This window comes from Alteribacter lacisalsi (assembly GCF_003226345.1).
Classification (GTDB): domain Bacteria; phylum Bacillota; class Bacilli; order Bacillales; family Salisediminibacteriaceae; genus Alteribacter; species Alteribacter lacisalsi.
Genome location: NZ_PDOF01000003.1, coordinates 59,930 through 81,597 on the forward strand (window position 1 = coordinate 59,930; position 21,668 = coordinate 81,597).

The 21,668-nt window shown below is 48.1% G+C and carries 20 protein-coding genes and 1 riboswitch; of the genes, 4 read left to right on the plus strand and 16 right to left on the minus strand.

Going from position 1 to position 21,668, the window contains the following annotated elements; translation table 11 throughout:
- Nucleotides 1-330: 330 nt before the first annotated feature.
- From CR205_RS15360 to CR205_RS15405, 11 genes are all read right to left on the minus strand, one after another.
- On the minus strand, nucleotides 331-999 hold the full coding sequence (locus CR205_RS15360) for a methionine ABC transporter permease (protein ID WP_110521038.1): 669 nt from the start codon (nucleotides 997-999) through the stop codon (nucleotides 331-333).
- Entirely contained in the window at nucleotides 992-2,017 is a 1,026-nt protein-coding gene (locus tag CR205_RS15365) for a methionine ABC transporter ATP-binding protein (RefSeq protein ID WP_110521039.1), read from the minus strand. Before CR205_RS15365 ends, CR205_RS15360 begins: the two co-directional genes overlap by 8 nt.
- 159 nt (nucleotides 2,018-2,176) lie before the next feature.
- Nucleotides 2,177-2,285, minus strand: a riboswitch (SAM riboswitch).
- Between the two features lie 90 nt (nucleotides 2,286-2,375).
- A complete protein-coding gene (locus CR205_RS15370; protein ID WP_110521040.1) occupies nucleotides 2,376-2,720 on the minus strand; it encodes a hypothetical protein in 345 nt (114 codons plus the stop codon).
- Between the two features lie 58 nt (nucleotides 2,721-2,778).
- Nucleotides 2,779-4,056: an MFS transporter gene (locus tag CR205_RS15375; protein WP_110521041.1), complete on the minus strand. Its 1,278-nt coding sequence runs from the start codon at nucleotides 4,054-4,056 to the stop codon at nucleotides 2,779-2,781.
- Between the two features lie 271 nt (nucleotides 4,057-4,327).
- The gene (locus CR205_RS15380) at nucleotides 4,328-4,645 is read right to left on the minus strand and encodes a DUF2553 family protein (RefSeq protein ID WP_110521042.1); all 318 of its coding nucleotides are present in this window, start codon (nucleotides 4,643-4,645) and stop codon (nucleotides 4,328-4,330) included.
- A 138-nt stretch (nucleotides 4,646-4,783) separates the two neighbouring features.
- On the minus strand, nucleotides 4,784-5,167 hold the full coding sequence (gene gcvH / locus CR205_RS15385; protein WP_110521043.1) for a glycine cleavage system protein GcvH: 384 nt from the start codon (nucleotides 5,165-5,167) through the stop codon (nucleotides 4,784-4,786).
- Nucleotides 5,168-5,296: 129 nt separating this feature from the next.
- Complete coding sequence (locus CR205_RS15390) at nucleotides 5,297-5,656, minus strand: arsenate reductase family protein (RefSeq protein WP_110521044.1); 360 nt, start codon at nucleotides 5,654-5,656, stop codon at nucleotides 5,297-5,299.
- Between the two features lie 108 nt (nucleotides 5,657-5,764).
- Nucleotides 5,765-5,920, minus strand: a complete 156-nt coding sequence (locus CR205_RS20330) for a hypothetical protein (protein ID WP_161524801.1) — start codon at nucleotides 5,918-5,920, stop codon at nucleotides 5,765-5,767.
- 196 nt (nucleotides 5,921-6,116) lie between these two features.
- Nucleotides 6,117-7,898 (minus strand): acyl-CoA dehydrogenase family protein, encoded by a 1,782-nt coding sequence (locus tag CR205_RS15395; RefSeq protein WP_110521045.1) that lies wholly within the window; start codon nucleotides 7,896-7,898, stop codon nucleotides 6,117-6,119.
- A 378-nt stretch (nucleotides 7,899-8,276) separates the two neighbouring features.
- Nucleotides 8,277-9,455 (minus strand): acetyl-CoA C-acetyltransferase, encoded by a 1,179-nt coding sequence (locus tag CR205_RS15400; RefSeq protein ID WP_110521046.1) that lies wholly within the window; start codon nucleotides 9,453-9,455, stop codon nucleotides 8,277-8,279.
- A gap of 15 nt (nucleotides 9,456-9,470) precedes the next feature.
- Entirely contained in the window at nucleotides 9,471-11,861 is a 2,391-nt protein-coding gene (locus tag CR205_RS15405) for a 3-hydroxyacyl-CoA dehydrogenase/enoyl-CoA hydratase family protein (protein WP_110521047.1), read from the minus strand.
- A gap of 289 nt (nucleotides 11,862-12,150) precedes the next feature.
- Here CR205_RS15405 and CR205_RS15410 point away from each other — a divergent pair, with 289 nt between their 5' ends.
- Nucleotides 12,151-12,411, plus strand: a complete 261-nt coding sequence (locus CR205_RS15410; RefSeq protein WP_110521048.1) for a hypothetical protein — start codon at nucleotides 12,151-12,153, stop codon at nucleotides 12,409-12,411.
- 81 nt (nucleotides 12,412-12,492) lie between these two features.
- Nucleotides 12,493-12,777 carry a spore coat protein gene (locus CR205_RS15415; RefSeq protein ID WP_110521548.1) on the plus strand — a complete coding sequence of 95 codons (285 nt, stop codon included), beginning with the start codon at nucleotides 12,493-12,495 and terminating at the stop codon, nucleotides 12,775-12,777.
- A 176-nt stretch (nucleotides 12,778-12,953) separates the two neighbouring features.
- Here CR205_RS15415 and CR205_RS15420 read toward each other — a convergent pair whose 3' ends face one another.
- From CR205_RS15420 to CR205_RS15430, 3 genes are all read right to left on the minus strand, one after another.
- Complete coding sequence (locus tag CR205_RS15420; RefSeq protein WP_110521049.1) at nucleotides 12,954-14,606, minus strand: sodium:solute symporter family protein; 1,653 nt, start codon at nucleotides 14,604-14,606, stop codon at nucleotides 12,954-12,956.
- Between the two features lie 93 nt (nucleotides 14,607-14,699).
- Nucleotides 14,700-15,005 carry a DUF4212 domain-containing protein gene (locus CR205_RS15425; RefSeq protein WP_110521050.1) on the minus strand — a complete coding sequence of 102 codons (306 nt, stop codon included), beginning with the start codon at nucleotides 15,003-15,005 and terminating at the stop codon, nucleotides 14,700-14,702.
- A 44-nt stretch (nucleotides 15,006-15,049) separates the two neighbouring features.
- Entirely contained in the window at nucleotides 15,050-15,232 is a 183-nt protein-coding gene (locus tag CR205_RS15430) for a hypothetical protein (protein WP_110521051.1), read from the minus strand.
- Nucleotides 15,233-15,472: 240 nt separating this feature from the next.
- On the opposite strand from CR205_RS15430, the gene CR205_RS15435 reads away from it, so the two are divergent.
- Together CR205_RS15435 and CR205_RS15440 are read left to right on the plus strand one after the other, a co-directional pair.
- Nucleotides 15,473-16,015, plus strand: coding sequence for a methyltransferase family protein (locus CR205_RS15435; protein ID WP_110521052.1), 543 nt, complete (start codon nucleotides 15,473-15,475; stop codon nucleotides 16,013-16,015).
- A 178-nt stretch (nucleotides 16,016-16,193) separates the two neighbouring features.
- A complete protein-coding gene (locus tag CR205_RS15440) occupies nucleotides 16,194-16,742 on the plus strand; it encodes a cupin domain-containing protein (protein WP_110521053.1) in 549 nt (182 codons plus the stop codon).
- Between the two features lie 178 nt (nucleotides 16,743-16,920).
- On the opposite strand, the gene CR205_RS15445 is transcribed toward CR205_RS15440, so the two are convergent.
- Both CR205_RS15445 and CR205_RS15450 read right to left on the minus strand, forming a co-directional pair.
- Nucleotides 16,921-17,541 carry a PH domain-containing protein gene (locus CR205_RS15445; RefSeq protein ID WP_110521054.1) on the minus strand — a complete coding sequence of 207 codons (621 nt, stop codon included), beginning with the start codon at nucleotides 17,539-17,541 and terminating at the stop codon, nucleotides 16,921-16,923.
- A gap of 153 nt (nucleotides 17,542-17,694) precedes the next feature.
- Entirely contained in the window at nucleotides 17,695-21,651 is a 3,957-nt protein-coding gene (locus CR205_RS15450) for a 5'-nucleotidase C-terminal domain-containing protein (protein WP_110521055.1), read from the minus strand.
- Between the last annotated feature and the right edge of the window lie 17 nt (nucleotides 21,652-21,668).

A 21,668-nucleotide genomic window follows, 5' to 3' on the forward strand; every position in this document is an offset into this window, starting at 1 on the left:
CGTTAATCAAACTCCTTTTTTTAATGCTGTGTTCGGATCGAATGTTGCCTTCATCAAAATGAATGATGGAGCGGAAGGCGGCGACTCCAGCGGCGAGCGTTTGCTTCACGAATAAGCTGCGAGTTGCTTCGACGCAGATCGCTCCAAAGGTATGCTTGCAGAGGAAGAAGCAGGAATTTTCCCAAGGAGGCTGAGGCGTTACCCGCGGAAAGCTTCCGCCTGAAGCGCAATAAAACAACAATCTTTCCGAATACAGCTTTTTGAAATTAATTATCAGGTTGTTTTTGAACAAATTGCCGCTGGTCTGCAGCGGATTACCCGCACCCAGACTTAACGCTTGTCCAACACACGGGTGAGCTGGTCACCGACGATTTGAACGATAAATACGACAATCAGAATGGCAATCGTCGCAGCGAGGGTCACGTCATCGTTGTAACGCTGAAAACCTTCACGGTAGGCAAAGTCACCCAGACCGCCTGCTCCAATTACACCGGCCATCGCCGTATAACTGATAAGGGCAATTGCTGTAACGGTAATCCCTGATATAAGAGCTGGCATGGATTCTGGGAGCAGCACTTTGAAAATAATCTGGCTGTGTGTCGCCCCCATTGATCGGGAAGCTTCAATAACACCTTTGTCCACTTCCCTGAGCCCGATTTCCACCATCCGTGCATAAAATGGAGCAGCGCCAAAAATAAGTGCAGGAAGAGCCGCTGAAGGGCCTAGCATCGTCCCGATCAGGGCGGTAGTAAACGGTATAAGCAATACAAGCAGGATGATAAATGGGATAGAACGGAACAGGTTTACAAACCCTGCAGTTACCACGTTTACCGGTTTATTCTCCCAAAGATTATTTTTTGCTGTCAGAAAGAGAACAAGACCGAGCGCAACACCGATAATAAAGGTGAAAAACACCGAAACAGCTGACATATAAATTGTCTCCATAGTGGCATCCCACAGCCGGTCCCAGTTCACGTTAGGAAACATCTGTTCAATCACTGTGGATCACCTCCACTTCAACATGCTGTTCTTTAATGTAGGCAACAGCTCTGTCCATTTCTTCTTCATTACCGTCAAGGCCGATAAACAAAGAACCGTATGACCCGTTTTGGGTGGTCGATATTTTTCCTTGAAGAATATTTACGTTTACGTCAAATCTGCGGATGACATCGGTAATCACATGTTTTTTGGCATCACTGCCTGTAAACGTAAGCTGCAGTACCCGGCCAATTCCTTCTTCCCCGAAAAGATGAGCCAGAGCCTGCTCTGTTTCTTCAGGTTCGGTTACCTGCTTGACGAATTCCTTTGTCATCTCCTCGCGTGGATGACTGAATACATCAAGTACATGTCCTTCTTCCACAACCTTTCCCTGCTCCATGACGGCCACACGGTGGCAGATCTTTCGAATCACGTGCATTTCATGTGTAATCAGAACAATTGTCAGTCCCAGCTTATTATTAATATCCACGAGCAGATCCAGAATCGAGTCAGTCGTCTTAGGGTCGAGCGCTGACGTCGCCTCGTCACACAACAGAACGTCCGGGTTGTTTGCCAGTGCTCTCGCAATTCCGACACGCTGCTTCTGACCACCGCTCAGCTGTGATGGATAGGAGCCACCGCGGCCTTCGAGACCAACGAGCCGGATCAGTTCCTCCACCCGGGCTTTTCTTTTCTGCTTCGGTACACCTGCAATTTCGAGTGGAAAAGCAATATTGTCTCTGACCGTACGGGACCAGAGAAGATTAAAGTGCTGAAAGATCATGCCGATCCCCTGGCGGGCAAGACGAAGCTCGCTTTTAGAGAGATCACCCATATCTTTCTCGTCAATCGATACATGGCCTGATGTGGGCCTCTCCAGCATATTCAGCATCCGGATCAGCGTACTTTTTCCGGCACCGCTGTATCCGATTACGCCGAAAATCTCGCCTTTATCGATCGTCAGTTTTACATTGTCAACGGCTGTGACCTGACCATCTCTGGTCTGAAACAGCTTTTGAAGATTATCAAGACGAATCATCGTTAAGCCTCCATTCAAGAGGGATTAGTAAATAAAGTAATAATGACCGTACAGATAGTATGTGTAAGTGATTGTGCTCCAATGAACATACTCAGACCAAATAAAAAAACCTTTCTGCCCGTTTTTGAAAGCAGAAAGGTTTGCATTTTGAAGAAACCTCCCTCATCTTCCAAAGCCTAAGCTTTGCAGGATTTGGCACCTTCTGACTTACACAGTCAGCGGTTGCCGGGTTTCATCGGGCCAGTCCCTCCACCACTCTCGATAAGAGTTTTATAAAATTAAGTCTGTCCGGTCATTATCACTTTACCGTAACACTGTAATGAATAGTAGCATGCCGTGTTTAAAGGTGTCAACAGATTTAACTGCTTTTCAAATCCTTGCTCAGATACCATAGAGACTCCAGAAGCAAAAGATGCCTGAGCCTCCCTGTTACAGTAAGTTCTCCTCTTTTACGCAGTGACAGCAGAAAATCGTCTCCCCGGAAAAGAACAGCCATCGCCTCGTTCTCCCCGGAAATCGTTACTTCACTTTTTTCATTTTCGTAGGGTGAAATAGAAATCATTTCACCGTTTAATGACAAGAGCCACCGTTCCTCCTGGCAGATCAGACAGACGTCGAGTGTAGTTTCATCCAGCAGCCGCAGGAGGTTTTCTGTTTTCCTCATACGTTTAATTGATGATGTAAGAAGATATTTCACAATCACACACCGCCTCATTAATCTATCCTGTTGTGTCTATTCGGGAGAAAAATGGAAATACCTTTTATGCTGACAAAAATTGTTTTTTATTATTCGACTTGTCTGGCTTTTCGCGGAAAACAAAGAAGAAATAAATCGTCCCGATAATATAGAGACCGCCAGTAATGGAAAAAACGACAGCATATCCGGTGTAGGCTCCGTACGCCAGTACAATACCGGTGGAAACCGGCCCCATCACGGCCCATCCAAGGTGAAAAACAGCCTGGCCGACTGAATTGGCAAGCCCTTTTATATTGTCGTTGACGCTTCGCATCATTAGAGACATCTGAATCGGATTTCCGGCGTTCATCAGTGCCTGCCTGAAAAGAAAGCCGAATACAGCAAACCAGATATTTTCCGTAAATGCGGTGATGAGCAGGAACGGGATAGAAGCAAGTTGCAATATAACAACTGCCGTCACTTCGCCGTATTTTCTGACCACTGCCGGTCCAATCATTAACGCAAAGGCAGTCATTAACTGTCCTGCGGAAAGGATCAGGCCGACCATAGAGTGGGAAACCGCAAACCTGTCAACGAAGTACAGGTTCAGGTAAGGGATTACCAGCCCTGATCCAAATCCAATGATCAGCTGGGCAATGGCAAATAAAAGAATGATTTTGATGCCGGTTTTATGCGTAGTAAAGAGTTTTTTGAACGATCGTTCCTGACTGTTTTGTTCGTTCAGTTTTCTGTCTTCTCTGATCTTAATAATCGGAACTAGTGAAGCAATGAAAAACGAGGCCCCGAGGAGAAGGGTAATTCGTATGCTCCACAGGCCGCTCAGACCGGCGAGGTGATGTAAGACATCACTCATCGTCCCTCCGAGGAGATTTCCAATGACATTGGCGAGCATAATGATCGCGAAATTCAGACTGAACAGATGAACCCGTTCTTTTTCCGTCGAATTCTCAGCAAGCAGTGGGATTGAGGATACCTGAATAAAGGCCATAAACATACCGGTCATAAAGGCCGTTGCCAAAAGAAGCTCTTCCAATGAGAGAACCGCTCTCAGGAAAAGGCTGGCTGCAGCAAATGCAGCGCCAAGAAGAATGAGCCGTTTTCGCCCGAACCGGTCACTCAGTAAACCGGCAGGCAGTAGAAGCAGCGCCGTTGCCATCGACTGCATGGCAATGACCCGGCCATTTACACTGTCATCAAAGCCGAGTTCACGTATGTAGTAGTTATAAATGATGATAAAGACGCCCATCCCGATGTTCGCCAGGGTAGAGGCGAGCAAAAACAGGCGTATATTCCGGTTATAGGAGCGCAGCTGCCCCACCCATTCTGTTACAATTCCACTCATTATGCACACCTCTGCGCCGAACCCGGTAATCCGGCTTCAGTCTTCACTTTAAAATTTCGAGTCTCTAATAAATATAGTCGACATGGCTGTGTTTGAGAAGAGGCTTTCCGGGGAAATTTCCGATTTATCATGATTCTTGCACGTGTGGGAATATGACGGTTGGTTGATATCCTCCAAATGATGGCCGATACTCTCTGGATCAACTCAGACAAAAAAGGCCTTCCTGAATACAGGAAGACCTTCAACCTCATTTATCTTATTAAATAATTTTTCAGCACCAGCCCATATCGCATCCGTCCACGTAGGATTTTGCCAGCTCTTTTCCCGAGGCTGCAGGATCATTCGATCTCTCACCCTCACCCGCGGTAAACTCTTCTGCAAACTCTTCTTCCACGCCTGTCGCCTTAAGGCGGCCGAGTTTCTGTTCATCCAAATAAAAGGTCACATAACCATCATCATCAAGTCTCGCCTTTACCCGGTCTGTCACATCAATATAGGACGATTCCTGGTTGAAAGTCGCGTTTTCTTTCTTGATCTCCACATTGTTTACATTGCGCCTTTTCGTTCTGTCTGCATTTGTCGGATTCATATCTGCCACCCTTTCGGAGCATTTACTTTGTAGGGTGTCCTCTTCCGATTACAATGATACATGAGGAAACCGCGGCGGAAAAAGAAGAAAACGGAAACCAAAAAAGACCTTCCCTTAGAAAGAGAAGGTCTGACCGTCCTATTCCTGGCTGATCATTTCCTCATACTGCTCAGCAGTCATGAGTTTGTCCTGATCTGACGGATCAGAAGGCTCAACTACGATCATCCATGCTTTTTCGTAAGGTGATTCATTTACAAATTCAGGGGAATCTTCAAGATTTTCATTTACTTCAACCACTTTCCCGCTTACAGGAGCATAAAGCTCGGATACTGTTTTAACAGATTCCACGCTTCCAAAAGGCTCGTTTGCTTCGACTTCATCGCCGACTTCAGGCAGTTCAACGAAAACGATGTCACCCAGCTCTGACTGGGCGAAATCCGTAATCCCGATGCGGACGCGTCCGCCTTCATCTTTAACCCATTCGTGCTCATCTGAATACTTGAATTCCTTTGGTAAACTCATGTGTGCTTCCCTCCAAAATTAATATGGATGATGCTTTCTGGCACAAAAGCAGTATGTACGTATGTGCCGGTTAAAAAACCAATCTGCCTTAACTATAATACACATTCGATCACGCAGGCAAGAAAAGGATTACCTTTCCCACGTTTCCTCGAAAGCGCCTTCATTAAACCCAACCGTCACTTTTTTACCATCAGTCGCAATCGGCCGTTTAATCAGCATTCCGTCGGAAGCAAGAATTTCAAGCAGCTCCTCATCGTCTGCTGTTTTCACCTTATCCTTCAGACCGAGCTCACGGTATTTTTTTCCACTCGTGTTGAAAAACTTTTTCAGCTCCAGCCCACTTTTTTCATAGTAGTCCCGAAGCTGCTCTTTTGATGGAGGATTCTGGGTAATATCCACCGCCTCGTACGACACCTCATGATCATCGAGCCATTTCTTCGCTTTCCTGCACGTCCCGCATTTTGCATAATGGTAAAATGTCACACTCATCAATATCGAGCCTCCCTTGAATGGTTCAGATATCATTATGAAGGAAAGAGAGCGGAATGAAAAGCAGGAAGCGGAGGCAGCAACGACTGCATCTCCTCCGCTTCACTTCTACTGGTGACGCTCAGGGGAACGTGCCCCCATTCCCCACATTTCCTGTATCGCTTCACCGGCATCACGAGCTTCTTTCACAGTAAGTTCTCTGGAGAACTCTTCGACTGCTTCAATCTGCTGCCCCGGCAAGAATTCATTTTTCGGCTTTTTCACTTTTAATCCTCCTCTCCTGTTTAGTATTTCCGGCCTGTCAAAAGAGTTCCCTGTAAACAGATGTAAAGAGCCCCGGAATACGGGACTCTTTACGTAAGAGAGGAGAATGTCCTTCCTTTAGAAAGGAGGATTATTTTAATTTCGGGGCATTGGGGAAAATGCCCCAAATCTGATAACAGAAGAATTTATTCTTTTATTACAGAACGTAGCGCTCAGCTTCGATGATTCCCTGAGCCAGTTCACGCTTCTTCGCTACAACGTTTACCGGTGTATGGCGCGTAAGCTTTTTCAGGATAGCAAGCATCGTACGAAGGCTGTCGCCTTCTTCAAGGGCTACGAGGGATTCTTTGGCGATTGCCTCGATGCGGTTAACCGCTTCCTGGGTAAACACCTGTGTCATAAGAAGCTTCTGGTTCGACTTTTCAAGACCGTTTTTGTTAATTGCCTTCTCGGTACGAAGAACACAGGACTCGATGGAGAAAACATCAGATACGATGTCAGCGATGTTGGCAAGCAGCTCCTGCTCTTTCTGAAGCTTTTCACCGTATTTCTGGGCCGCTGTTCCGGCTACCATCATGAAGATTTTCTTTGCGTTTTCAAGCATATATTTCTCCTGCTCAAGCGGCTCGTCGCCTACTTCCTGCGGCATCATCATCATGAGCTCTTCCTGAAGGTTTGCAGCCTGCTCTAAAAGCGGAAGCTCGCCTTTCATCGCTTTACGCATGATCGTTGCAGGAACGAGCATCCGGTTGATCTCGTTTGTGCCTTCGAAGATTCTGTTGATTCGGGAATTACGGTACATTGTTTCCACTTCGTACTCGCTCATAAAGCCGTATCCGCCGTGGATCTGAACAGCTTCATCCACAACGAAATCAAGGACCTCGGATCCGAATACTTTGTTCAGTGAACATTCAATCGCGTACTCGGCAATCGCTTTTCCGACGGCGTTCCCTTCTTTCTGCTCCTCATCGGAAAGAGCGTTAAACGCGTCGTCAATCAGACCGCCTGTACGGTAAATGGAACTTTCCGCTGCGTACGTTTTTGCCGCCATTTCAGCAAGCTTTTTCTGAATGAGAGTGAACTTGGAAATCGGAATCTTAAACTGCTTACGCTCGTTTGCATATTTTGCTGATACTTCGATGGCGCGCTTCGCTCCGCCCACACAGCCAACACCGAGCTTATAGCGTCCAACATTCAGAATGTTAAAGGCAATAACATGGCCTTTTCCGATTTCACCGAGGACGTTTTCCTTCGGTACAAGGGCATCGTTCAGAACGAGCGTCCGAGTGGAAGATCCTTTGATCCCCATTTTCTTTTCCTCAGGTCCTACTGAAACGCCGTCGTAATCGCGCTCGACGATAAATGCAGAGAACTTGTCACCGTCGATTTTCGCGTATACAACGAACACATCTGCAAAGCCTGCGTTCGTAATCCACTGCTTCTCGCCGTTCAGTACGTAGTGCGTTCCTGCGTCGTTGAGTTTCGCCGTTGTTTTCGCACCCAGTGCATCGGATCCTGAGCTCGGTTCCGTCAGGGCGTATGCTGCAATTTGTTCACCACTTGCAAGCGGCGGCAGATATTTTTTCTTCTGCTCCTCAGAGCCAAAGAATACGATCGGCAGTGACCCAATCCCTACGTGTGCACCGTAGGAAAGAGAGAATGAGCCGGCAAGGGCGAATTTCTCGGTGATGAGGGAAGAGCTGATTTTATCCAATCCGATCCCGCCGTACTCTTCAGGTACATCTGCACCGAGAAGGCCAAGTTCACCGGCTTCTTTCAGCAGGCGCACGCTGATGTCAAATTGGTGCTCCTCAATTTTGTCAATTTCGGGAACTACCTGGTTCACAACAAAGTCCTCGGTTGTTTTTGCGATCATTACGTGCTCATCAGTAAAGTCTTCCGGGGTGAACATGCGGTCGGCTTCGATTGTTTCTAGAAGAAAGCCTCCGCCTTTCAGCGTTTTATCAGCTGTTGCCATGGTCGTACCTCCTGTAAAATTTAGTTTTATTTAAAGTCCTGTATGTCAGTTTAATTAGAAGCTACGCTTCACGCCCTCCGCTCGCTTTCCGCGGCGGTGGCGCTGAGCCTCCTCGGCTGCGCCTGCGGGGTCTCAGCCTGCCAGCCCACAGCCGCAGGAGTCTCGCTTCCGGCGTGCAGCTTCGCACGTAACCACATGATCATTCATAGTACTTGGTGACTGTCAGCGACTAACCGGCTCTATAACAATTGGATGGAGCGAAAGGCGGCGACTCCTGCGGGAATAGCATCATCTGAAGACCCCGCAGGGCGCACTTCCCGAGGAGTCTGAAGTGATGCCTGCGGAAAGCGTCCGCCTGCAGCGTAATCCAATCGAAACTTATACCAGTTCAAACACTCCTGCTGCGCCCATGCCGCCGCCGATACACATGGTGACGACACCGAACTGCTCGCCGCGGCGTTTCATTTCATGAATAAGGCTCAGTGTAAGTTTTGTACCGGAACAGCCGAGCGGGTGGCCAAGAGCAATACCGCCGCCGTTGACGTTCACCTTGTCATGATCGAGTCCAAGGGTTCTGATTACCTGAAGCGCCTGGGAAGCGAATGCTTCGTTCAGTTCGAACAGGCCGATATCGGACTGCTGCAGTCCTGCCAGTTTCAGTGCTTTTGGAATCGCTTCAACCGGCCCGATACCCATCACTTCAGGAGCGACACCGGCTACGGCAAAGGAACGGAATTTAACGAGCGGTGTAAGACCGTCCGCTTCCGCAACTTCCCGGTCCATCACGAGAACAGAAGCTGCTCCGTCACTCATCTGGGAGGCGTTACCGGCTGTGACCGTACCCTTTACGTTAAATGCCGGGCGCAGTTTTGCAAGTGCTTCAACCGTGGAACCCGGGCGGACACCTTCGTCCTGCGTGAACATGACTTCTTTTTCCACAAGCTTATGCTTACTGTCCACGCTCCGGTGCGTCACCGGAACAGGGACGATTTCTTCTTCAAATTTTCCTTCTTCGATCGCTTTCGCGGCGCGGCGGTGGCTCTCCACCGCAAACGCGTCCTGGTCTTCACGGCTTACTTCAAACCGCTTCGCCACTTCCTCTGCGGTATGGCCCATTCCCATGTAGTACTCCGGTGCATTTTCAACAAGATTCGGATTAAGGGCAATCACGTGGCCGCCCATCGGAATCATACTCATGGATTCAGCACCACCGGCAAGAATTGCTTCGGAATGACCAAGCATAATCCGTTCTGCACCGTATGCGATACTCTGAAGTCCGGATGAGCAGTAGCGGTTGATCGTTATCGCCGGTACTGAGTCTGGCAGACCGGCAAGGCCGGCAATGTTTCTCGCCATGTTCATCCCCTGCTCCGCTTCCGGCATGGCACATCCCATAATGACGTCTTCAATTCGTTTCGGATCAAAATCTCCTGCACGCTTGAGTGTTTCCTTTACTGTCAAAGCCCCTAAATCATCCGGTCTGACGTGGGCCAGCGTGCCTCTTTTTGCTTTTCCCACAGGTGTTCGTGCACCTGCAACAATAACGGCTTCTCTCACAGACTGTCCCCTCCTTTAGTTGCGTAATGGCTTTCCTTTTGTGAGCATGTGCTGCATGCGCTGCTGCGTCTTCGGTTCAGCTACGAGACTGACGAACGCTTCTCTTTCAAGATCAAGCAGATATTGTTCATCCACTTCTGTTCCTTTTGGCACGCGTCCGCCTGCGAGAACAAAAGCGAGCTTTTGTGCAATTTTCAGGTCGTGGTCGCTGATATAGCCGCCAAAGTGCATGGTTTTCGCACCTTGAAGCATTGTAGCGTACCCTGTTTCACCTACGACCGGAATCTTCCGGCGTTTCGGCGGCTGGTAGCCTCCGTCAGCAAGGTGAAGCACTTTCTGCTTCGCGTCGTGTAGCAGGTGATCGCCGTTTACGCTGATGCCGTCCTGTGGGCGGATATAGCCAAGTTCTGCTGCCTCCTGGGCACTGGTGCCGACTTTCGCCATGGCGATCGATTCGAACACCTGGTTGGCCACTCCCTGCAAGTCAATCTGGGCACCTTCAGGCAGACGTTCAAGCTGGCGCAGGTAAAGCTCCTTGTTTCCTCCGCCGCCCGGGATCAGGCCGACGCCAACTTCCACAAGACCCATGTACGTTTCCTGTGACGCCTGGATGCTCGCTGCCGGCATGGAAATTTCCGCCCCTCCGCCGAGTGTCATACCGAACGTTCCGGCTACAACAGGTTTTTGTGAGTAGCGGATTCGGGCCATCGTATTCTGGAACTGACGAACCACCAGGTCGATTTCCGGATAGTTCATGTCCTGCGCTTCCATCAAAATCATCATCAGGTTGGCGCCGACACAGAAGTTTTTGCCCTGGTTGTTAATGACAAGGCCTTTGTAGTTCTTTTCCACCTCTTCAATGGACTTGGTGATCATCTGCATTACATCGAGACCGATGGAATTGTTAGGTGAGTGGAACTCCAGGTTTGCCACACCGTCACCGAGATCGATAAGCGTTGCTCCTGCATTCTTCATGATTACGTTTGATTCGTCTTTTTTTAGCGTCTTCAGGTTGATGACTTTCGGGTTGATCACCGGCTCAATCATGTCCCCACGATCGTAATAAGAACCTTCTTCATTATAGAAGGAAGTTGTTCCCGAACTGAGCATCTCTTTCACCCAGCCTGGTACGGTTTCTCCGTCTGCTTCCATTTTTTCTACTGACTTTTCAACGCCAATCGCATCCCATGTTTCAAAAGGACCGAGTTCCCAGCCGAAGCCCCACTTCATGGCGTCGTCAACTGCTTTTACGTTATCCGAGATTTCGTGCACTTTTTCCGCAGAGTAAATGAGAACGGGCTTCAGCAGGTTCCATACGAGCTCTCCTGCGCGGTCATCGGCGTATACAAGCGCTTTCAATTTTGCTGCTTTTCCTTTAGCCTGCTTGCTCTGCTGCACAGAAGCGGCTTTCAGTTTTTTACGCGGACCGTATTCCATCGTTTCATAGTCAAGCTCGAGGATTTCGCTCCCTTGAGCGCCCTTCTGCTTTACGTAAAATCCCTGGCCTGACTTGCTTCCGAGCCACCCCTTATCAGCCATCTCCTTCATAAAAGCAGGCGGGTCGAATACGTCTTTTTCTTCCCCTTCAACCTGATCGTACACGTTTTTTGCTACGTGAAGAAATGTATCGAGTCCGACCACATCAAGGGTTCGGAATGTGGCACTTTTCGGTCTGCCGAGAGCAGGGCCTGTTACAGAATCCACTTCCCCAACCGAGTAGCCGCCTTTCACCATCTCACGTACCGTGACGAGAAGGCCGTATGTGCCAATCCGGTTCGCGATAAAGTTCGGGGTATCCTTTGCTTCAACAACGCCTTTTCCAAGGATATCCTCACCAAATACTTTCATATATTCAAAGATTTCAGGTTTCGTATCTTTAGTTGGAATGACTTCAAGAAGTTTCAGGTATCTCGGAGGATTAAAGAAGTGTGTGCCGAGAAAATGAGCCCGGAAATCGTCTGAGCGGCCTTCCGCCATCGCTTCGATTGAAATACCGGACGTATTGGAACTGACAATCGTACCCGGTTTACGGTACTCTTCCACTTTTTCAAACACGATCTTTTTCACATCAAGGTTTTCTACGACCACCTCGATAATCCAATCCACTTCCGCGAGCTTTTTCATGTCATCTTCCATGTTGCCCGGTGTAATCAGATCTACATTGCTTTTTTTGGCAAGAGGTGCAGGTTTCTGCTTTTTCAGCTTTTCAACCGCTTCTGCTGCCAGCCGGTTCCGTACTGCCCGGTCTTCCAGTGTGAGTCCTTTTTTCTCTTCTGTTTCCGTCAGATTTTTTGGCACGATGTCCAGAAGAAGTGACGGAATACCGATGTTGGCCAGGTGGGCGGCGATTCCAGATCCCATTACGCCGGAGCCTAACACCGCAACTTTACCGATTTTCCCAATCATGAAGGACCTCCTCAATATTTTTTGAATGAATACTCATTCATTTTTTTGTTAAAAAAATATTCGCATTTCATTTCCACTATGTTTGCGATTACATTTCAACTATATAAAAAAAATGGTTCTTCTGCAACCATAAAGACAGAAAATTTTCTTTATTTCTACTCTATGCCTCATCTTCCCTGAAGATTCCCCCCTCGTTTGTCCTTTTTTCACACCACCTCTGCATATTTAATGTGCCACAGCAGAAACTAAACCGTGAATAATTTCACTAAGAGAACAGGAGGAAACAATTATGCAGCAACAGCAGCAGAGCCAGCAGGGGCAAAATGTAATGCCACAGCCTCCGGAAGTGGTTACAAGCAAGGACCATCTTTACATCTGTGACATGCTTTCCTGGAATCTGATGGCGATGAAAAAAGCCCACCAGACTTCCCAGCAGTGCAGCAATCAGGACATTAAAGATGCACTCGATCAGGCAGGACGTATGCATTATATGCACTATCAGAAACTGCTCACCCATCTGCAGGGCCAGAACAGTCAGATGCAGCAGTAAAAAAAGGAGCGATTAAACGTGAACCAGGGAAATCAGAATAAGATTTCGAATCCGGAAACACAAATTCCCAAAACCCCGCAGATGAATGACCGTGACTTTATTAACGATATGCTTGCTACGGAAAAATACATGACCGATTCGTACTGTACTGCCCTTAACGAAGCGAGTCACGAAGGTCTGTATAAGGATGTGCAGGCGATTTTTAACGAAACGCAGGACTGCCAGCGCAATCTGTTCAATGTAATGTTTGAAAAAGGCTGGTATAAGTTTGACGCTGTCCATCAGCAGACGCTTGATCAGTCCTACCAGCAGTTTTCGGGCTACAGCACACAGTTTCCGTATAATCAGAACAATCCTGTTTCTTAAAATTCCTTTTGCAGCAGGGGGAGTTACAATTTTTAGTTGCAATTCAGGAAAATGTGCAGGTAATTCCGAAATTTCAGCGATTATTCCGGAAAATCAACTCCCTTTTCCGGAATTCTCCCAAAGAAAAAGCATCCCGCGAATCTCCATTCGATGCGGGATGCTTTTTTCAATTATCCTTACTTATTAATCCACACATCTCCGTCTTTGTAGGTCATCTGCTCCGGATAACGGAGATCGATGACTTCCTCCTGAATTTTCTGAGATGGTGCTTTCGTAAGTAGCGATACGACGACAATGGCTATGATGGCGGAAGCGGCGCCGAAGACCCCTGCTCCCGTATCATTAATGCCGGCAATCTGGAAGCCTGCCTGAGCCGCAAAAATATACGTCAGTGTAACGGCAAGTCCCGTCAGCATTCCGGCAATAACCCCTGGGCCGTTTGCCCGTTTCCACCAGACACCGAGAAGCAGTGCCGGGAAGAAGGTACCTGCTGCAAGACCGAAGGCCCAGGCAACGATCTGGGTAATGACCCCTGGCGGATTCAGGGCAATTACACCGGCCAGAACGGTAGCCGCTACGATGGTGATCCTCCCAACGGCCAGACGATTGCGGTCGGATGCATGCGGACGAAGCACCCGGTAGTAAATATCGTGAGCGAATGAGGAGGAAATTGAAATCATCAGTCCCCCTGCAGTAGAAAGGGCCGCTGCCATGGCGCCTGCTGCCATCAGACCAATCACGAACACACCGAGGTTGGCGATTTCAGGAGTGGCCATTACCACGATATCCGCATTTATCATTAATTCGCTCCACTGCAGCGTACCGTCCCCGTTGGAATCGGCAATCTGCAACAGACCAGTGTTGATCCATGTTTCGGTCCATGCAGGCAGATCATCAATCGGCTGTCCGACCACGTTTGTCATGAGGACAAAACGGGAGAAAGCCGCATAAGCCGGCGCAGAAAGGTACAGAAGGCCGATAAATAACAGCGCCCAGGCGCCGGACCATCTGGCTGCTTTCATGGTAGAAACCGTGTAGAACCGGACAATCACGTGAGGCAGCCCGGCGGTACCTGCCATAAGAGTAAACATAAGGGCCATAAATTGCCATCTCGAACCTTCGTCAAATGGCGCGAAGTACTGTGACAGCCCGAGGTCAGCATCGATTTCCCCTAGGCGGGTTACAATTTCCCCGTAACTGATCCACGGCACCGGGTTGCTTGTCAGCTGCAGACTCATAAAGATAACCGGAACCAGGTAGGCGATAATCAAGACGAGATACTGCGCCACCTGGGTCCATGTGATCCCCTTCATACCTCCGAATGCCGCATAAAAGGCGATCAGGACGACGCCGATCAGCGTTCCGACCGCCGCATCCACTTCCAGCAGGCGTCCGATAACGACGCCGGAGCCGGAAAGCTGGCCGATCGAATATGTAAAACTGATAATAATCGTACAGACAGCGGCTATAACACGCGCTGTGTGACTTCCGTAACGGTCTCCAATAAATTCCGGAACAGTATACCGGCCGTACTTTCGAAGCTGCGGGGCAAGCAAAAATGTTAAGAGCAGGTATCCGCCCGTCCACCCCATGATATAGGCCAGACCGTCGTACCCGAGCAGCATGACCGTACCGGCCATCCCGATAAAGGACGCAGCACTCATCCAGTCTGCCCCGATGGCCATCCCGTTAAATACCGGTGGGACGCCGCGGCTTGCTACGTAAAAATCGGAAGTCTGCTTCGCTTTGTTGTAGATCGCAATTCCAATGTAAAGTCCAAACGTCAGCAAGATAAATGTCAATGACACAAAAAACTGTTCATTCCCCAACCGTTCATCCTCCTTTATACCAGTTCAGGCAAAGGTGTTTGGTGTCTGGGTCATGGTGAATGTCTATTCTATGCTGGTATTGTAAAGTACGCCCTAGTGGTCTGCTGTTTTTCCATAGCTGATTTTTTCATTTTCTCCTTCGTCGATTCCGTATTTCTGATCAATCCTGTCACTTACTTTGGCACTGATGAACAACAGGACGATAAATGTCAGAATGGATCCCTGAGCCCCCATCCAGTAGTGGAATGGAAAACCGAGCAGCGGCATTTCAAACTGAAGCCAGTCGGCAAACAGTACCACTCCGAAAGAAACAACAAACCAGATCGACAGAAAAATAATAATGTATTTGTTTTTTTCCCTGTAGTACGCATCAGCGGTCTTTTTATCGATTTTTTCCAAAAGCTCTCACTCCTTCTTAATGGCCGGCAATTACTCGGCCGTTTTTACTGGAGGCTGAAAATAAACCGCACCGTTTCCCCAAACGGAGCAGGCACCATTGCAATTTCGATGACAACATAGGCAAACATTGCTGCGACCGGAACAGTAAGCCAGAGCCCCTGCTTTTTCCGAATCATCATAAAAATACTTACGGCTGTAATAATGAAAAAAAGGATTAACATAAACAAATCTGTCACTCCTCACTTGTAAGCGCTTTACTTTTCAATTGAACTTGAGATTCTTTCTGTTGCTCCTGGCCCCCTTTTAATAAATATAAAATATTTAGATAATTCTGTTATATAACATTATGGTGTGTTAAAGAATGAAAATCAACAAATAACCTTGTTTATTTTCCATATACAACGTTATTCCTACAGAAGCTTGACAGTGTATGAGTAAAAAGTGTCGAAACTGTATAAATTAATGGCATGTCTATTACAACAGCGCTCTTTTTAACAGGTCTTGTATTCTGGGCGTCGGAATGGTTTATTTTCAGAGAAAGTCCCTATTTAAAAAGTGAGGTGTTCAAAAATAATCTGCGGGCAAGGGTGCTCATTACCGTCACTTTTGCTCTGTCTGCTGCGTCGGCCTATTATCTCGGTACAAAAACCGGAGAGCCGATGAGTGCAGCTGATTCCTGCGGACTTCTCTTCCTTCTGACAGGCGTTTTTCTCCGTTACTGGACACTCTGGCTGATTCGGGGATATAAAGGTGGTACTCGTCCTTTATACAGTCACGGACCATTTCTTCTGCACCGCCATCCGTATCAGGCGGGGCTGTTTCTGATCGCTTCGGGGATTTCGCTTCTTTTAAGCGGCCACTGGCTTTCCCTTGCCGTTACCTTCACGCTTCTCGGCAGCGCGCTTCACTATGTGATGGGACTTGAGGAACAGCATCTTCGGAGTCACTATGGGGAAATATACGAATACTGGTGCCGGCATCGTTTCAGGATCTTTCCCTTTATTTATTAAACCAGCCTTCTGCAGGAGATGCAGAAGGCTGGTTTATTTTACCTGGTCCCAGGCAGTTTATTATAGTCATAAAAGTCTTGCAATTTTAAATATTAACTGTTAGGATGAACACTCATTCATTTTACGTATAAACAGGTACTGCCATTTTCAGGCTGACAGTGTATAAGGATGTGTAGCAATGACGGAATCAGAATTGGCAAAACAGATACGGCATACGCGAAAAAAACAAGGATATACCCTAAAGGAACTCAGTGAACGTACGGAGCTTTCCATAAGCTTTCTATCCCAGGTGGAACGGGGCTCTTCCTCGCCTGCGATCAGCTCACTGAAAAAAATTGCAGATGCACTTGAGGTTCCGATCACAAGCTTTTTTGCACCGGAACCAAATACAAATTATACATCGTTTCAGGATAAAAGACGGTCATTCAGGATTGAAGGCAGTCCTGCTAAATACTCGAGACTGAGCGGAAATTTTTCTTCCCGTTCTCTCGAATCATTGCTCGTCACCCTCGATCCCGGTGCAACCGATCGCATGTTTCAGCATAATGGTGAAGAAATTCATTACGTGGTGGAAGGGGCCCTCGCCTTTACCATTGACGGAGAGGATTACGAACTGGCGGCAGGGGACTCGATTCATTTTCCATCCGAAAGACCTCATACCTGGCGCAACCCGCTCCATGACCGCCCTTCTGTCATCCTGACAGTCGTCACCCCGAAGATTTTCTGAAGCGGGGACGGTTCTCACTTTGCATTATTCCTCAGTACCCGAAACCGCAAGTCAGAAACATGGGGACGGTTCTTGTGTATCATTCGATTCCCGGAAGAAACACCGGGACAGTTCTTCCGTTTCATTCAATGCCCGAAACAAAGCAGGTGGCGCAATTCCAGCGGCTCCTGCTTTGTTTTTATGCTGTCTTGCCCTTCTTCCTTGCAGCCAGGGCGTCAATAAATGCTTCAGGTTTTTCAGGACTGATCAGGACCGTATCAAACTTTCTCTCGATCAGCACCCCTTCATCGATGGATGTGGTGTATACAACGAGGGAATTGATCCTTTTGCTCCACGTAGGGCCCACCTCTTTTACCACCCAGTATTTTCTTCCGTATAGCGGCGCCTTCATGCCTTCCAGCTTTGAAGGGTCATCTAGCTCCTTCACGGTCCGGATGGTGGAATAAGGCAGCTTTCCGATGATCTTCTTCCTAAACCTGATCACTACATCCTCCTCCGTCAGCTCATAGGTCATCATCCCGTCCTTTCGCTGGTTCCAGCCAAGCACGGCACTCCAGTTGAAGCTCGTCAGAAGAACAAGGTAGATAATAAAGATTAAAGCTGTAGGTGAATCGAGCAGGGACAGATCAGGATGGATGAGAAATGTCAGGAATAACCCCATCACGATGACGAGTAGGGTTCTCTCAAAGACAGCCATCCGGAAAGCGCTCTTCTTTGCTTCACCCGTCAGTCTTGTTTTCCGGGCTGTAAACACGTTACTTGAAATTAGAACCTCCCCCCTTCCATATCTATACTCCATTAGTATTATACACCATTTACCATTTCAGGGCATCAAATAACCGGCCCCTTTACACCGAAATGGAACCAGAGGAGAGTGAAACAGTAGAACCCTCCATTTGGTTCACTAAAAAAATGCAGCCGCCGAAGCGACTGCATTTTTTATTATTTAAACTTATTCAAAATAGCTTTTCACTTCATCAGATACAGCGTTTGGTCCACCGAAGATATAAGCGCGCTCGACAGGGCTGCTGTCAAGGTGTGCTTCTACTGCAGCTGGAAGGCTGTCTCTGCTCGTAAGAAGAATCGGCATGTCATGATCAAGTGCAAAGCGTCCTGCTGACAGAGCATCAGGGAATGTCTGACCGCTGGCAATACCGGTCTTCTCAGCGTTCGGGAAGAACGTGCTCTTCACGGCAACAGACGTTTCATATCGGTTGCTGCCATATACGCGTGCAACACTTGCGCCGGCGTTAACGAGCTCGGCAACGGCGTCGTTTGGTACCGCTGCAGGTCCGCCGATCACGGTCACAGTGCTGATTCCCTGCTCCGTTACGTAAGCATGGATATCATCACTTAGTACGCTGCTGCTCCAGTTCAGGAGGATCGGTGTTTCCGTTTTAGCTGCGAAAGGCACAATTGACAGCGCATCCGCAAAGTCTGCACCGGAAACAACGAACACTTCGTCAGCATCAGGATTTACAAGGTTTGCAATCTCAATGGACGTCTGTGCACGGTTCTCCCCGTATACCCGTTCCACATCAAATTCTGCATCAAATGCCTCATAGATGGCTGCATCAACAGCTGCTTCTCCGCCAAGGACAATGACTTCTCCGTCCGCCTTAAGAAGCTCAGCAGTTTTGTCCATCGCAGCGGCAACACGCGCTTCGTCCGGATGAACAAGAAGAACGGTTCCGTTCAGGCTCTGGTTAAGCGCACCGCCGGCAAGGGCATCTGCGAAGTTGGAGCCGGAAGCAAGGAATACATAGTCAAGAGAGTTGTTTTCGATTTCATCAGCAAGAGCAAGAGATGTTTCATAACGGTCCTCTCCATAGATACGGCGGACGTTGTCCTCTTCTTCCTCTTCTTCAGCAGGAACAATATCGTCCTCGCCTCGTGGTTTTACCTGAACCGTGTCATGGAAGCGGCTGGATAGTCCTGTCACATCCACTACGTCACCATTTTCAAAGGCAAAGCTGTCGTAGTCAAGTCCTGTACGGTTATCCACACGGATCAGGATGGATTCATCGCCGGAAACAGCGTCGAATTCAAATGTTCCAAAGTTTCCTTGTGCCTGAAGGTTTTCAATGGTAACGTCGGAAAGTTTAACGAGCTGTGACTCGTTTTCAACTCCTACTTCCGAAGGAGTAAGTTCAAGTGGTGCCGGTACGTCTGCTGTACCTGTTACTTCTACATTTTCAAGGTTTGAGATCTGCAGTTCACCGTTAAACGCATCGCGCTCACCGGTAAGCAGAACCGTGTCGCCTTTTTCAACACCTTCATCGTCTGTGTGGTATACGTAAATACCTGCTGTCTCATCCTGAAGATAGAAGCCGTATGCTCCCCATCCACCGGGATTTGAAGTGACAGTTCCTTCAACAGTTACCTTTTCACCATTTGGAATCTCGCGAGCTTCTGCGATGGAAACCGGTTCGTAAGGATCTTCTTCTTCACCTACAAAGTCAAAAGAAGTCGCTCCCTGGAGTCCCGGCCGCTGAAAGTAAGCCTGCAGGCTGCCATCAACAAGTACACGCTCACCCACATTTTCAGGATTTGATGAAAGTCCGAAGTTGCCGCGGAAGGAAGCTGGCACCTGGACGAAAAGCATGTTGTCAAGGTTCGTCTCATCTGCGGAATCAGCCATGGCAAAGTTAAAGTCATTGGCAAACGGAGGTGTGAAGTTCACATTGTTTGTGGATGTAATGTGACCAACAATGTAACCCACGACTTCAGCATCCTGTCCCTGGTTTTCAATTGCTTCCGCTACAGTCAGGGCATCGCCCGGTACCGGACCTGGTCCAGGACCATCGCCTTCTTTGTAGTCAATTGAAATTCTTTCACCTTCAACATAATCAATCGGTCCTTCGTGGTTTTCCACATATTCAACAATGGATTCCCACACTTTACCGTAGTCATCATTTACGTTTTCATCACCGAGGTTGTAGAAGCCCTGTCCATGCATGAAATCGTTGTAACCCACATGGAATACGTCTTCATCTTCAACCGGTGTTCCGTCTTCAAAAAAGAGATTGATAGAGTCGAAACGGTCTGACGTTTCATCTCCTTCCACAAGCTCATATTTCAGGCCGGAAACCTGCACGTCCACACCGCCATGGTAGTTGGCCTGACCAAGGAGAACTTCTTTCATGCGGTCCCCTGTTGTATCCACTGTTACAATTTCGTTTCCGAAACCGTCAAGGCCTTCAATCATTTTATCCGTGATGGGACCTGGTGCGATGTTCCCATCAATGGACGAAGCGTTAAGAATGGCTGCGTCTGCATCTGTTTTTTCACGGACAGAATCGGTATAGAGGTTGCCAAGTCCGCTGTCCCCTAGAGCGTTGTTAACAGAGCTTAGACCATTTTCAGTTTCACCGATGATTTCACCTTCGATCGGTGCCTCATCAGATACGCTGATGCTGATTCTGCCTTCGTTTGAAGGATAATCAATATCTTCGCCGGCTTCTGTAAGCTGTTCAGCGAAGTCCATCATCGCATCAGTCATCAGACCCACATCGTCAACGTGCTCACCTTCAAAGCTGTATCCGCCACCGCCGGTACCGATGTAATCAGCTACGGAAACTCTGTAGGTTGCATCCATATCAAGCGGCTCTCCGTCCACTGTCATTTCTGCATCATAAAAGTTTCCTGAATCGTATGTGAAAATATCGTAATGGAGACCGGAAGTCTGTAAATCTACTGAATTACGACGGCTGTATGAGAATTCAATCACATCGTACACAGCCTGACCGGTCATTTCAAATACCATAATCTGATTAGCAAAAGGCTCTACCGTATAAATATCGCGGCGCGTCAAAGCACCTGTTCCGATATCTGCACGGATGCCACCGTTGTTTGTAAGCGCGATATCCGCATCGCCCGCTTCTCTCATCGCATCCGTCCAGAAGTTGCCCAGAGGAGCGTCACGGACCGTACGTCCTGCTCTTGAAAGTCCAGTGTTGGAATACCCAATCTCATAGTCAAGGTACTCACCCATGAGTTCGTTCCAGTAATCGATAATCTCCTGCGTTGGTTCATGTACGTCGGTTAGGGCACTTGTCCCCTGGAGGAAGCCTTCCACACCAGTTACTTCCCGTGTATCTTCGTCAACAGAAATTGTCAGGTTACCAACATCGGTACCATTCGCCCCTGCCTGAACGATTGGCGTACCGTTCACAACCTGCGGAGATGTTAGTCTCGTGTGGGAGTGCCCTCCGATGATAATATCGAAAAAGTCCACCTGTTCTGCAAGTTTACGGTCCTCAGTGTAGCCGTGGTGGGTAAGGGCTACAAAAACGTCCACTTCGTCTGCTTTGTGCGCATACTCTGCTGCAGTAGCAAACGGATCGTGGAAATCAATTCCCACAATGCCGGCCGGTGCTGTGGATGGAGGTGTTTCAGTTAGACCGAGAATCCCAACAGTAACACCATCAAGGTCAAACTCAATGTAAGGATCCGGCTGCTCAATAGCAATCGAGTCATCAACTACTTCCATATTGGCACTAATCCAAGGAAAATCTGATTCTTCCTCGCGAAGAGCAAAGTTCTCCTGGCCGTAGTCAAATTCATGGTTCCCAATAACCATCGCATCAAGTTCCATAGAGTTTAAAACTTCAACAATTGGCTTGCCATACTCTAAATCTACTACCGGGTTTCCACTAAATATATCCCCGGCATCAAGGTATAGACTGTATTCTGCCGCTTCTCGTTCCGCGTTTATGTAAGCTGCGGCTTTTCCAAGCGGATCAATGGCTGAATGAATGTCATTTGTGTGTAAAATCTTCAGTTCCAAATCACTGCTTTCCTCCGCCTGAGCGGTGGTAACCCCAATTGCACCTGTCAACGTCTGGAAGACAAGGGCAAAAACCAAAAACAAAGCAAACATCTGTTTGAATCCTGGTTGTTTTCTCATATTCCCCTCCTAATAAA